Annotated in this window: 13 protein-coding genes; 11 read left to right on the top strand and 2 right to left on the bottom strand. The window is 59.8% G+C overall.

Annotation, left to right across the window (positions count from 1 at the left end; genetic code table 11):
• The first annotated feature begins 726 nt into the window (after positions 1 to 726).
• From GSQ83_RS00160 to GSQ83_RS00110, 11 genes are all read left to right on the top strand, one after another.
• Complete coding sequence (locus GSQ83_RS00160) at positions 727 to 1,728, top strand: GGDEF domain-containing protein (RefSeq protein WP_158800688.1); 1,002 nt, start codon at positions 727 to 729, stop codon at positions 1,726 to 1,728.
• Between the two features lie 370 nt (positions 1,729 to 2,098).
• Entirely contained in the window at positions 2,099 to 3,568 is a 1,470-nt protein-coding gene (gene atpD, locus GSQ83_RS00155; RefSeq protein ID WP_158800687.1) for a F0F1 ATP synthase subunit beta, read from the top strand.
• A complete protein-coding gene (locus GSQ83_RS00150) occupies positions 3,565 to 3,987 on the top strand; it encodes a F0F1 ATP synthase subunit epsilon (RefSeq protein WP_158800686.1) in 423 nt (140 codons plus the stop codon). The genes atpD and GSQ83_RS00150 overlap by 4 nt, the downstream gene beginning before the upstream one ends.
• Positions 3,984 to 4,274: an AtpZ/AtpI family protein gene (locus GSQ83_RS00145; RefSeq protein WP_158800685.1), complete on the top strand. Its 291-nt coding sequence runs from the start codon at positions 3,984 to 3,986 to the stop codon at positions 4,272 to 4,274. Before GSQ83_RS00150 ends, GSQ83_RS00145 begins: the two co-directional genes overlap by 4 nt.
• Positions 4,271 to 4,570, top strand: a complete 300-nt coding sequence (locus GSQ83_RS00140; RefSeq protein WP_158800684.1) for an ATP synthase subunit I — start codon at positions 4,271 to 4,273, stop codon at positions 4,568 to 4,570. Before GSQ83_RS00145 ends, GSQ83_RS00140 begins: the two co-directional genes overlap by 4 nt.
• Positions 4,571 to 4,572: 2 nt before the next feature.
• Entirely contained in the window at positions 4,573 to 5,271 is a 699-nt protein-coding gene (locus tag GSQ83_RS00135; RefSeq protein WP_158800683.1) for a F0F1 ATP synthase subunit A, read from the top strand.
• Entirely contained in the window at positions 5,268 to 5,513 is a 246-nt protein-coding gene (locus GSQ83_RS00130) for a F0F1 ATP synthase subunit C (protein ID WP_158800682.1), read from the top strand. The genes GSQ83_RS00135 and GSQ83_RS00130 overlap by 4 nt, the downstream gene beginning before the upstream one ends.
• 4 nt (positions 5,514 to 5,517) lie before the next feature.
• On the top strand, positions 5,518 to 6,261 hold the full coding sequence (locus GSQ83_RS00125; protein ID WP_158800681.1) for an ATPase: 744 nt from the start codon (positions 5,518 to 5,520) through the stop codon (positions 6,259 to 6,261).
• Positions 6,245 to 7,810 carry a F0F1 ATP synthase subunit alpha gene (locus tag GSQ83_RS00120; protein ID WP_158800680.1) on the top strand — a complete coding sequence of 522 codons (1,566 nt, stop codon included), beginning with the start codon at positions 6,245 to 6,247 and terminating at the stop codon, positions 7,808 to 7,810. Before GSQ83_RS00125 ends, GSQ83_RS00120 begins: the two co-directional genes overlap by 17 nt.
• A complete protein-coding gene (locus tag GSQ83_RS00115) occupies positions 7,807 to 8,661 on the top strand; it encodes a F0F1 ATP synthase subunit gamma (protein WP_158800679.1) in 855 nt (284 codons plus the stop codon). The genes GSQ83_RS00120 and GSQ83_RS00115 overlap by 4 nt, the downstream gene beginning before the upstream one ends.
• Positions 8,662 to 8,825: 164 nt before the next feature.
• Positions 8,826 to 9,473 carry a BON domain-containing protein gene (locus GSQ83_RS00110; RefSeq protein WP_158800678.1) on the top strand — a complete coding sequence of 216 codons (648 nt, stop codon included), beginning with the start codon at positions 8,826 to 8,828 and terminating at the stop codon, positions 9,471 to 9,473.
• A gap of 288 nt (positions 9,474 to 9,761) precedes the next feature.
• On the opposite strand, the gene GSQ83_RS00105 is transcribed toward GSQ83_RS00110, so the two are convergent.
• Positions 9,762 to 10,256 (bottom strand): CBS domain-containing protein, encoded by a 495-nt coding sequence (locus GSQ83_RS00105; RefSeq protein WP_158800677.1) that lies wholly within the window; start codon positions 10,254 to 10,256, stop codon positions 9,762 to 9,764.
• Between the two features lie 276 nt (positions 10,257 to 10,532).
• Positions 10,533 to 12,050 (bottom strand): acetyl-CoA hydrolase/transferase family protein, encoded by a 1,518-nt coding sequence (locus GSQ83_RS00100; protein WP_158800676.1) that lies wholly within the window; start codon positions 12,048 to 12,050, stop codon positions 10,533 to 10,535.
• Positions 12,051 to 12,252 lie beyond the last annotated feature (202 nt).

Raw genomic sequence — 12,252 nt, 5'->3', positions numbered from 1 at the left:
ACTTTCCGAGTCTCGCCCTCTTGCTCCGGTGATGGGATACTCTTTGGCGCGAGCCGGACCGGACCAGTGATTTTAGCAGCAAGGAATGAGCGATGTTCCCTCGTTGAAACAGGACGCATTTTGTGGAGCGCCTCGGGTGCACGAGGTTATCTCATGTTAGGTGCGGCAGCCGTACCGGGCGTCCTCTTGTTCGCGGTCGCACTGGTGTCACGCAAATCACCGCGTTTGCTGATGAAGACCCCCGGCCGTACGGAGGCTGACACAGAACTGGCAAGATCCGACCGGCTGTCGACTCCACTCTGAGCTTCGATGTCATCGGGACCGTTGTGAACCGCGATACCGGCGGCGCATCATGGGGAGGGTCGCACTACGAATTGCATCGTCCACTGGCAATCTAATCTTTTGTTTGCTCGCGGCTTCTGCGGCTTAGGCTGAATTTGGACCTACAATCGCGCGCCGGATAAGGGGGTCCGCTGGAGCAAATAGAGCAGATTGGTAGAGGAGCGCCTGATGGCGCGCATGGACGATAGCCTTGGTTTCTCGGCACGTCCGGGTTATTGATTTTCCTCGATGCGGATATGTCTGCGCTCAAGGTGCCCTAACTGCCCTGTAGGATCGGAGCCACCCCTCCTTTAGCTCAACGGTGGCAAGAAATTTTCCGGACGCCTTGATCAAGCATGCACACGGCTTTGAAATTGATAATATTCCCAACGTGGTGAGTTCACTATGACCAATCAAAAGCCCGTCGAGAGAATCGAGTCCCCCGTAAATCTCGGTCGGGAACGACCCCATGGCGATATCTCATTCTTCAAGATTGCTGAGACGGCAAATGACATCATCATCGTCACGACCCCCGACATTGACCCACCGGGGCCGACGATCATCTATGTGAACCCGGCTTTCACGCGGCTGACGGGATACAGCGCCGGCGAGGCCATCGGCTTGACGCCACGCATCTTGCAAGGGCCAGGCACGAGCCGTGCTACACTGAAGGACATCCGCAGCTCACTGAGCTCCGGCGGCCCGGTGCACGAGAAGATTTTGAACTTCGCAAAGAACGGTGCGCCCTACTGGCTCGATCTTAGGATCGTAGCGCTGAGAGACGCCGGCGGAGCAATCACTCATTTCGCGGCGATCGAACGTGACGTAACGCTGGACAAGCGGCGCCTGGATGAGTTGGAATTTCTGGCTGACCGCGACACGCTGACCGGAATCCCCAACCGTCGCTCCTTGATGCGGTTGACGGAAGCCGAGATCAACGTTTCTCTAGCTCGGGTCAGCCTTAATATTCACAGAAATGGGCCTTGCCTCGCGTTCATCGACGTGGATGGCTTCAAGGCAGTAAATGACAGGCTGGGTCACGCGAACGGTGACGCGGTGCTCTTCGGCGTAGCCGACCGATTGGCGGAGAACGTACGCAGATCGGACATGCTGGGCCGCATTGGCGGAGAGGAATTTGCTGTCTGTATGCCCTCGGTTTCACTCCCGGAGGCAAAGCTTCTTGCAGAGCGACTACGCTGTGCTGTGGCGTCTATACCTTTCGAAACTCCGTCGGGGCTAGTGTCTGCGACCGTCAGTATCGGGGTGGCCGCCTTCGGCACGGGCGATGACCTGGCACACCTGATGGAGCGCGCCGACGCCGCTATGTATGCCGCTAAACGGGGCGGACGCGACCGCGTCGCAGTAGACGCGGTGGATGCGCCGGCTTCTGGCGCCCGCTGCCCCTAGCTGCCTAGCCGGAAGCAACCGACAAAGAATATCGACCATAAACCATCGACGCGGGTACCTCATGCTGACTGTCGGTCGGCGGTCTAGGTAGTTTCCGAGGCTACCTATCCCCGTGCGCAAAGGGGAAAAGAGCCCTGAGGTAGAAACGTGTTCCCCGATCCCGTCTGGTGACGTTGGCCGGAGCCCGCCAAGGCCGTGATGCGGCGGAGTTTGAGATAATTTGCCCAAAAGCATGTTCGAGTGACGGAAGAGCAAGGCATGATCGGATGCCCGGACTAAGCGACGAAGAATCGGCATACCACGTGATCCAGACGACGACCCAGGCCGCTGCCAAATCGATCAGACACGACGGGGGCTAGCACGCGTCCGCATGAACAGCAGCGCCAGCACGCCTGTCACCGCGCCAGGCCAACATCCGGCGAGCGTCCCGGCGGTCGGAACCGTGAGATCGGTACGAGGGGCAGTGGTCGATGTAAGCTTTTGTGGATACGCACTGCCTCCAGTAAACACCGCTCTCGTCATCGATTGGAAACGGCCCGAGCCGCTGGTCTTGGAGGTTCATAGCCACCTAGACCCCAGCACGATCCGCGGCATTGCACTCCAGGACACGGCAGGTCTGGCGCGCAACACAGTAGTGCGATCGACCGGCTCCCCCGTCCTGGTTCCCGTCGGAGACGCGATTCTGGGCCGTCTACTCGATGTAATCGGCACGGTGCGCGATCGAGGACCTCCACTCCCTCCAGGCACTCCCCGGCGTGGCATCCACAATCCGCCGCCCCGGCTTGAAGACGAGACCTCGAACACCGCGGTATTTGAGACTGGAATTAAAGTGATCGATCTTCTTGCGCCTCTGGCTCAGGGCGGAAAGGCCGCTATGTTCGGCGGCGCCGGTGTAGGCAAGACCGTGCTCGTCATGGAGCTAATCCATGCGATGGTCGAGAAATATAAGGGCATTTCAGTTTTCGCTGGAGTGGGCGAACGGTCACGCGAAGGCCACGAATTGCTGACCGACATGCAGGCATCTGGCGTGCTCGCGCGGACGGTGCTGGTCTACGGACAGATGAACGAACCTCCCGGCGCGCGTTGGAGAGTACCATTGACCGCGCTCACGATCGCGGAATATTTCCGCGACCAAAAGCATCAAAATGTACTCCTGTTGATGGACAATGTATTCCGATTTGTGCAGGCGGGCGCCGAGCTCTCTAGCCTGCTGGGCCGCCTGCCGTCTCGCGTTGGCTACCAGCCGACCCTGGCGAGTGAAGTTGCCTCCCTTCAGGAGCGTATCGCATCAGTCGCCGGCGCCGCGGTCACTGCTATCCAGGCAGTGTACGTGCCGGCCGACGACTTTACCGACCCGGCAGTGACAACCATCTCGAGTCACATGGATAGCATCATCATGCTGTCGCGCACGTTGGCGGCTGATGGGTTCTATCCGGCTATCGACCCACTCGCCTCGTCTTCGGTGCTGCTGGATCCGCTTGTGGTGGGCGAGGAGCACTATGCAACTGCCGAACGCGCGCGGGAGGCGCTCGCCCGCTTCAAGGATCTTCAAGACATCATAGCTCTCCTGGGTGTAGAAGAGCTTGGTGCAAGTGATCAACTGATCGTAAAGCGCGCGCGCCGGCTCCAGCGATTCTTGAGCCAGCCCTTTGTTGTAACGGAAGCTTTTACCGGCACCCCTGGTCGAAGCGTCAGCCGCGCTGACACCCTCACCGGGTGTCGCGCCATCCTCGACGGCGAGGCCGATGACTGGGCAGAGGCTTCCCTCTATATGATCGGAACCCTTGAAGAAGCCCGCCAAAAAGAAGCCGCGGCCACGAAGACTGCTGCCTCCTCATGAAACTGCGGATAACGACGCCGCTCGCGATAGTCATAGACGAGGAGGGCGTAGTGCTGCTGCGCGCCGAGGATGCGAGCGGTAGCTTCGGGATCCAGTCCCACCATGCCGACTTCCTTACCAGCCTCGCATTGTCCGTCGTGAGCTGGAAGAGCAGTGATGGCTCCAAGCACTACTGCGCTGTGCGCCGCGGCGTCCTCTCGGTTACCGGTGGTTGCAACATTGCGGTCGCCACGCGCGAAGCGGTGACCGGGGACGATCTCGCCGTCCTGGACGAACGGATCCTCGCGCAGTTCCGCTCCGACATTGAGGCTGAGCGAGCCGAACGGATCGACAGTACCCGCCTGCAGCTGACGGCCATCCGCCAGATCGTGGGCCATCTTCGGCCGGATTGGCGTAGTAACAATGCGGGCTTGGCATGACGACGCCGAAGCTCACACCTGACGAAGATCCGCTCGTGAAAGTCGTTCGCCAACGGGGAAAGCGCAACCAGAATTGGTTGCGGGAAGGCGAATCTCCCGTTGTGCAACGTCTCGCCCAGATCGGCGTGCTCGGATGGATCATCGTCGTGCCAATGTTGATAGGCGTTTTCGCCGGTCGATGGCTAGATAGAAGCTTTCATTCCGGATTGTTCTGCACCGCACCACTTCTCATGCTTGGAGCGGCATTGGGCTGCTGGTCCGCCTGGAAATGGATGCAACGCTCATGAACTTCCCAGCTTTTGCCGGTCAGCCGCTCTGGGCGCTGATCCTCAGCCTTATTGCATACCTCGCCGCCGGCATCGCGCTCGGTATGCTCTACTTCCGCGGCCTCTGGTGGAACGCACGGCTATTTGCCGGGTCAAGGCATCTGTCGGCAGGCATCGCCTTCATGATCGGCCGCTTCATGCTCCTCGCCGGCTGCTTGATGCTGGCAAGTCTAGAAGGTGCGCCGCCGTTACTCGCGATGGCACTCGGTATCCTGTTTGCTCGCGCCGGTGTGATGCGGCGAATGAGGGGCGCTTAACTATGAAGTCGCCCCTCATCAGCGTCGCGCTTTTCCATTTAGGTCCGGTGCCGATTACTGCGGGCGTAGTAACGACTTGGGTGATCATGGCGGTGATGCTCTTGGGCGGCCTTCTCATAACCCGCCGATTGTCGCTCGTGCCGTCGCCAACCCAGGCGACCTTCGAGCTCATCGTTGACACGGTCGACGGCCAAATCCGTGATACAATGGAGGTTGAGCCCGCCCGCTATCGCGCCTTCATCGGCACACTCTTCGCTTTTATCTTCGTCTCCAATTGGTCCTCTCTGGTCCCGGGCGTTCAGCCGCCGACGGCCCACCTCGAAACAGACGCCGCACTCGCATTGCTGGTGTTCCTAGCGGTGATCTGGTTCGGGTTACGGGCAGGTGGTGTTCGCGGCTACCTCGCGACCTTCGCCACACCGAGCCCGATCATGATCCCGCTCAACTTTATCGAGAGCATAACGCGCACTTTCTCGCTGCTTGTTCGCCTGTTCGGCAACGTCATGAGCGGGGTCTTCGTCATCGGCATCGTGCTTTCCCTCGCCGGCCTTTTGGTTCCAATTCCTTTGATGGCCCTCGACCTTCTGACAGGGGCGGTCCAAGCCTATATCTTTGCAATCCTGGCGATGGTCTTCATTGCCGGCGCGGTTGGCGGAGCGAAGCCGGCATCGGATATTACCAGCGAAAGGACGGCACCATGAACTGGTTAGCCCTCGTCAGCATCATTTCGGCCGCCATGGCCGTATCCTTCGGTGCAATTGGCCCGGCGCTTGCCGAAGGAAGAGCGGTGGCGGCAGCGATGGACGCGATTGCTCGGCAGCCAGAATCCGCGAACACCATTTCTCGGACACTCTTTGTTGGGCTCGCCATGATCGAGACGATGGCGATCTATTGCCTGGTCATTGCGCTGCTTTTGCTGTTCGCGAACCCTCTGTTGAAATGACGTCATGAAGATCGACTGGTGGACTCTTGGCATCCAGACTGTCAATGTCGCCATCCTCGTCTGGCTGCTCAAACGGTTCTTTTGGCAACCGGTCGCGACGATGATCGGGCAGCGTCGCGCTACGACTCAGAAAACTCTTGCGGAAGCTGATGAAAAGCGCAAGCAGGCGACAGCCGCCCTCGCGGAGATTGAGAAAACGCGCGCTGGCTTAACGCAGGAAGGGGAAAAAGTTATGGCCGCCGCGCACTGCGCTGGAGAGCAGGCGCGCTCGGTGCGTCTCGCCCAAGCGGAGACGGATGCGGCGAAGCTCGTCGCAACTGCCAAAGCGGCGATCGAAAAAGAAAGTGCTGTGACCGAGAAAGAGTGGGCAGAGCGCTCCGGCCAGCTCGCGATTGAAATAGCTGCGCGTCTGGCAAGGCGCCTGAACGAAACATCCGTGCGGGCGGCCTTCCTAGACTGGCTTCTCGCCGAGATACGAAGTCTGCCAGAGGCTGAGCGGCGAGCCGCGGCGGCAGCCGGTACGGCGCTCGAAGCCGTCAGTGCGACAACACTTGAGCCGGCCGAGCAGGAGCGCTACAGCGCGCTGATCGGAAAGGCGTTCGGGGTGTGCCCTCGCATTGTCTTCAAGGTTGATCCCGCACTCATCGCGGGGCTCGAGTTGCACGGACCGCACTTCACAGTGAACAACAGCTGGCGGGCCGATCTCGCCCAAATCCTCGCGGACATCAGGCATGGTAACCGAGACTAATATCCGAGCCGACGCCTGGCTCGAGGGTGCCCGCCTCAAGCTCGGCTCGGCCGCTCTCGGTCCCATGGCCGAGCAGATCGGCCGGGTGGAGGAAGTGGGCGACGGCGTCGCCCTAATTTCGGGTCTGCCCAATGCGCGGCTTGATGAGTTGTTTCGGTTCAGTAGGGGACAGTCCGGCTTTGCGCAGGTCCTTGAACATGACCGGATTGGCTGCGTGCTTCTAGACGATATTGACGGGGTGGAAGCAGGCGACTCCGTGCGGGGTACGGGCGACGTCGTACGCGTTCCGGTGGGCCCGGCACTGCTTGGGCGTATTGTCGATCCACTCGGTCGACCACTCGATGGCAAGGGACCTGTAGCAGCCGACACATTGCTACCCGTCGAACGCCCGGCACCAGCCATCATCGACCGGGACCTTGTGGTCCAGCCCGTCCAAACCGGCCTCCTCGTCGTGGACACGCTCTTTGCTATAGGACGCGGCCAGCGCGAACTCATCATCGGTGACCGCGCCATAGGCAAGACCACAATCGGAATCGATACAATCATCAATCAGAAGACGAGCGACATCATCTGCGTGTATATCGCGGTCGGGCAAAAGAGTTCGAGCGTCCAACGGGCGATCGAAGCCATCCACGGCAAAGGGGCAGCGGAGCGTTGCATAATCGTCGTCGCCGGTGCGGCGAGTTCGCCTGGGTTACAATGGATCGCCCCCTTCGCTGGCTTCACCATGGCGGAGTATTTTCGTGATCGCGGCCAGCACGCACTGGTGGTGATCGACGATCTCACGAAACACGCCGCTACCCATCGGGAAATCGCGCTGCTGACACGCCAGTCCCCCGGGCGCGAGGCCTATCCGGGTGATGTATTCTACGTCCATGCGCGGCTTCTTGAACGCGCTGCCAAGCTGTCGAAGGAGAAAGGCAGTGGCTCGTTGACGGCTTTGCCGATCGCGGAAACCGATGCGGGGAACCTCAGCGCCTATATCCCGACCAATCTGATTTCGATCACGGACGGCCAGCTTGTGCTCGATGCGAAGCTTTTCTACCAGGGGCAGAAGCCAGCCCTTGATGTTGGGAATAGTGTCAGCAGGGTCGGCGGCAAGACCCAAGCCCATGTGCTACGTGACGCCGCGAAAACGCTGCGCCTCGACTACGCGCAATTCTTGGAATTGGAGACCTTCACTCGCTTCGGCGGCATGCCCGACACAAGGGTCCGAGATCAACTGACCCGCGGCGCGCGTATCCGGGCAATCCTGGACCAGCCCCAGCACGCGCCGTTGCGGCTCGCGGATGAGGTGGCATTGATCATGGCCGTTCAAACTGGCTTGCTTGATACGCTCCCGCTTGCGGCCGTGGTCGGGTTCCGGCAGGGCTTGCCTGGCGCACTCGACCAAGGTGCCGCAGACGCCGTGCACGCAATCCAGGAATCCGGCTCGCTCGACGATGCGCAAAAGGAAGCAATCGAGGAGACGCTTCGGCGCCACGTTCAGGCCGTCACCCCCAGAGCGGCGCAACAAAGAGCGCCCGAGTCGAAGACCCCGGCGACATGACCGAACGCTTAGCGGCCGTCGAAGCCCGCATAGAGGGCATTAACCAGCTGGGAGCGGTTGTGAATGCCATGCGCGGCATAGCGGCGGCGCGGGTTCAACAGGCGCGCAACCAACTTGCCGCGGTTGACCGCTATGCTTCGGCAATTGCCGCCGCCATCCAGCAAGCGCTCGCGTTGATCCCCGCCCCCCATCCCGATGTCAAACGTCGTTCGACCAGAATCGCACTGGTTCTATTCTGCGCGGAGCAGGGTTTCGCGGGCGCCTTCAGCGAACGTATCCTCCAAGCGGTTGGACCCGACCTCTTGCTCTGCGAACTCTTTATCGTCGGAACTCGAGGCAGTGCGGCTATGGCCGAACATAACGCCCGGGTGAGCTGGAAGGGTGCGATGCCTTCTCACTCCCTGGGAATTCCCAAGCTAGCGGATCGCATTGTCGACGCGCTTTATGCCCGGATCGCAACGGGCCAAATCGACGGGCTAGACGCCGTCTTCACGCAATGGACGCCGGGACAGGGTGTCCATGTAGAGCGCCGACACCTTTTCCCGCTCGACACAACCGCGCTCGACCCGCCGGCGGGTATTAACCCACCTCTGCTGAATCTGACACCGTCACGGCTGCTCGCCGATCTGACGGCGGACTACCTGCACGCTCAGCTTTGCGAGGCGGCACTTCACGCCTTCGCGGCCGAGAACGAGGCTCGCATGCAGACGATGGCGGCGGCAGGGAACCAAATCACGCGGCAGCTCACGGCCTTGCAGACGACGCAGCGTCTCGTACGTCAGGAAGACATTACGGAAGAGATCATCGAGCTCGCGGCCGGTGAAACGGCAAGCCGGCTAAATCAGGACTGATTGCAACGAACGAAAGCCTGGAAGTGATGCCAACAAGCGTAGTTGCATGCGCCCGTACGTCGGGACTGAGTAGATTCCGATCCTGCACGGCCTGGCCCGGTCTGCTTATTTTTGATTGAGAGGTGGGCCCTCACCGCCTCCAGTTCTTAAAATATGGAGAAGACATGACCCCCGACAGTCAGCTGCAAGAGGCGGTTCTCGCGGAACTTAGCTGGGAGCCGAGCGTCGTCGCTGCTCATATAGGAGTTACAGCCAATCAGGGCGTCGTTACCCTCAGTGGTCAGGTCGGCACCTTCGCCCAGAAGCGCGCGGCGGAGTCCGCGGCGAGTCGTGTCAAGGGCGTGAAGGCGTTGGCCGAAGAATTGGAAGTTAATCTGCCGTTCGAGATGAAGAGAGACGACGGCGACATCGCGCTAGCTGCGATCGACCGTCTCGCCTGGGACACATCTGTCCCTCGCGACAGCGTCGTCGTAAAGGCAGACAATGGCTGGATTACTCTGACCGGTGAGGTCGACTGGCACTTCCAGAAGGACGCGGCCGAGCAAGATATCAGACACCTGATGGGTGTCGTCGGCCTCTCGAACCAGATCACGATCAGGGCGCAGGTGAACGCAGTGGACATTGGCAACGAGATCACGCGCGCTCTGCACCGGTCGTGGCTAGACCCCAAGACGATCACCGTTCGGGCGCAGGGCGGAGACGTCAAACTCACCGGGACCGCGCACTCCTGGCACGAACGGCAGATAGCTGGTGACACAGCCTGGTCGGCGCGTGGCACGACCGACGTCGAGAATGACATCATCATTGTCTGACTGATGCTGAGCCAACTGCACTCGAGCGAATGCCGCGGCACAGCTGTCCTAAAACCCGGGTGGTGCGGCAAAGCTTCCGTTACGAGAACCAGACGTCGCGCGCCTGGGTAGGCGCCGCCCCGAGCATTTCAGAGCAGGCCCCATTCCCTCGCTGGCACTGTGAGACGATGCCTCTCAGTCACCTGGAATTTCGCGCAGAGCCGGTCTGGCTGTCGATCCCGGCCACCGTCAGCGCGATACACTATGCCGCAACCGCTTCCAGACTACCTGACTACCTGACCCGAAAAGTCAATCAAGTGTCCGACGAAGCTTGGATGTCGCGGCGCCCTGGGACGCCAGCGCACGGATAATATCACTTCTGCTTACAATTCCGACGATCCTGTTGTCTCGCAGGACAGGCACGCGCTTAACTCGATGGCTAACAAACAGGTCGGCTATCTGCGCGAGAGTGGTACCCTCCGTCACAGTGATGACTGGGCTGCTCATAAGATTGCGGACATGCCATTGCCCCCGTTTTATATCCTCCAGGAAATTTGGGGCCAGTTCGGTTCCTTCGGCCAAGAGAGTCAGCCACCAGGCGCGATGACTTTCATTTCTGGAAGTGAAGGGTTGCATAAGATCACCCTCACTGACCATGCCGATAAGCTGCCCCCCATCATCGCACACAGGTGCCGCGCTGATGTCGTTCTTCGCCAGGATTTTGGCTACCTCGGATACTGTGTCGTCGGGCGAGACCGTGTATACGACTTTAGTCATCAAGTCGCTAGCATAGAGGTCCAACATCGCCTTTATCCTTCATTCCAATCGGATTACTGCTGCCAAGAATCCTGAGCGTTGATAGGCTCTAACCTTTGGACAGTTTGGGTGTGGTCAAATCCAGCCGCGTCACGCCGTCAAGGATTCAAGGCATACGCTGTCAGTTGCTCGACGTGGGTGAGATTCTTAGACGTTGTGAGCTGCATAATGTAAACACCCGAGCGCTCGCGTATCACCTCTTAGGTTGGTCATCCGGAAAGTTCGCAGCCAGATGGGGCGAGCAGGTTCGGATGCGCCCATGGGTCAGCTGAGCATTGATCCCGAATCGATGAACCGCTGGTGCCATGAGAGAGCTTCCCCTGGCAATGAAGGTGACTGCTGCCCGTAGGAATGATCGCGAGCGCGGCGGAAATAGTCAGACAATGCAGGACGGTAGTCAGGATGCGCGCAGTTCTCGATGATCGTCACGGCGCGCTGCTTGGGCGAAAGGCCACGCAGATCAGCCAATCCCTGCTCGGTCACAAGCACCTGAACGTCTTGGGTAATATGGTCCACGTGACTTGCCTGGGGCACAATCGCTGAAATCTTGCCGCCTTTGGCTGTCGACGGCGTCATAAAGATTGAAATGGACGCGTTGCGGGCGAAGTCACCCGATCCACCGATGCCATTTTGGATGCGCGATCCCATAATATGCGTGGAATTGACGCTGCCGTAGATGTCGGCCTCGATCAGTCCGTTCATGGCGATGCAGCCAAGGCGCCTGACCAGTTCCGGATGGTTGCTTATTTCTTGCGGGCGCAGAATCATCTTGTCACTGAAACTCGTCATCTCGCTGTTGAGCTTGGCGGCTGCTTCTGGACTGAGTGAAAATGCGGTCGCAGAGGCCATACGGAGTTTGCCTGCCGTGAGCAGGTCCAGCATCCCATCTTGGATTACCTCCGTGTAAGCGGTCATGTTCTCAAACGAGCTGCCCAGAAGACCGGTGAGAACTGCGTTTGCGATGTTACCGACGCCAGACTGGAGGGGTAGGAGCGACGCCGGCAGGCGACCCTTCGCAACCTCGTGGTGAAAGAACTCCAGCAGATGCCCTGCAATGGCCCGAGCCGTGCCATCCGAGGGTGCGAACGGAAGATTTCGGTCGGGAGCGTAGGTTTCCACAATAGCGACGATCTTGTCGGAATCGCAACGGAATGAGGGATCGCCTATTCGGTCGTCCGGGCGGACCAGAGGGATCGGAACCCGGTTAGGCGGCAAGGCAGTTCCGTAATAAATATCATGCATCCCTTCTAAGGCGGCGTTCTGCCAGCTATTCACCTCCAGGATCACGTGTCGGGCTTGGTCAAGCCAGGTCTTGTTATTGCCGACCGAAGAGGAGGGGATGAGCGCGCCGTCCGGCCGGATGCCTGTCACCTCGATCACCGCGGTATCGAGCGGACCTAGGAAGCCCTGCCACGCCATAGGTGCGACTTGGCTCAAATGCATGTCGAAATACTCCATCGCACCGCTGTTGATTTTCTCGCGGACGACCGGATCGGAATTGTACGGCAACCGGAACTCGATACCGTCCGCTTTGGCGAGCGCGCCGTCCAGTTCTGGGCCGGTCGAGGCGCCAGTCCAAACGCGCACGCGAAACGGCCTTCCCACCGCGTGCTCCTTTTCGATATGCTCGGCAAGCGCAAGGGGAACCGCTTTGGGATAGCCGGATCCCGTGAATCCACTCATCCCAACAGTGCTTCCAGAAGTGATGAACGAGGCGGCCTGTTCGGCGCTCATCACCTTGGAGCGTAATCCGCCGCAGCGGATCCTCTTGTGTTCGATCATCTCCTGCCTCCGGATAAACTCGGCACCTACCCAAGTGAAAGGTGTCCAAAAGAGGAGACGCTTGCGCGCCGCCGCCTGGAGGAAGGCTAAGCGACTTGGTCAAAGTCACCCAGGGTCGGAAATTACCTAGATCGCAGCGTTCCGCTCGTCAGCTCAAACCGTCGAAGCATGCTCGGCAGCGGGTTGCACGATCCTGCTGATA

Source organism: Acidisoma sp. L85 (assembly GCF_009765865.1).
Lineage (GTDB): Bacteria > Pseudomonadota > Alphaproteobacteria > Acetobacterales > Acetobacteraceae > Acidisoma.
The sequence above is the reverse complement of the archived record's forward strand: the minus strand, read 5'-3'. Positions and strand labels throughout refer to the sequence as shown.

Coding starts and splice junctions, on each gene's coding strand:
- GSQ83_RS00105 (WP_158800677.1), bottom strand. CDS start 10,256: ATGTTGGACCTCTATGCTAGCGACTTGATGACTAAAGTCGTATACACG.
- GSQ83_RS00160 (WP_158800688.1), top strand. CDS start 727: ATGACCAATCAAAAGCCCGTCGAGAGAATCGAGTCCCCCGTAAATCTC.
- GSQ83_RS00145 (WP_158800685.1), top strand. CDS start 3,984: ATGACGACGCCGAAGCTCACACCTGACGAAGATCCGCTCGTGAAAGTC.
- GSQ83_RS00135 (WP_158800683.1), top strand. CDS start 4,573: ATGAAGTCGCCCCTCATCAGCGTCGCGCTTTTCCATTTAGGTCCGGTG.
- GSQ83_RS00140 (WP_158800684.1), top strand. CDS start 4,271: ATGAACTTCCCAGCTTTTGCCGGTCAGCCGCTCTGGGCGCTGATCCTC.
- atpD (WP_158800687.1), top strand. CDS start 2,099: ATGAACAGCAGCGCCAGCACGCCTGTCACCGCGCCAGGCCAACATCCG.
- GSQ83_RS00115 (WP_158800679.1), top strand. CDS start 7,807: ATGACCGAACGCTTAGCGGCCGTCGAAGCCCGCATAGAGGGCATTAAC.
- GSQ83_RS00120 (WP_158800680.1), top strand. CDS start 6,245: ATGGTAACCGAGACTAATATCCGAGCCGACGCCTGGCTCGAGGGTGCC.
- GSQ83_RS00100 (WP_158800676.1), bottom strand. CDS start 12,050: ATGATCGAACACAAGAGGATCCGCTGCGGCGGATTACGCTCCAAGGTG.
- GSQ83_RS00150 (WP_158800686.1), top strand. CDS start 3,565: ATGAAACTGCGGATAACGACGCCGCTCGCGATAGTCATAGACGAGGAG.
- GSQ83_RS00110 (WP_158800678.1), top strand. CDS start 8,826: ATGACCCCCGACAGTCAGCTGCAAGAGGCGGTTCTCGCGGAACTTAGC.
- GSQ83_RS00130 (WP_158800682.1), top strand. CDS start 5,268: ATGAACTGGTTAGCCCTCGTCAGCATCATTTCGGCCGCCATGGCCGTA.
- GSQ83_RS00125 (WP_158800681.1), top strand. CDS start 5,518: ATGAAGATCGACTGGTGGACTCTTGGCATCCAGACTGTCAATGTCGCC.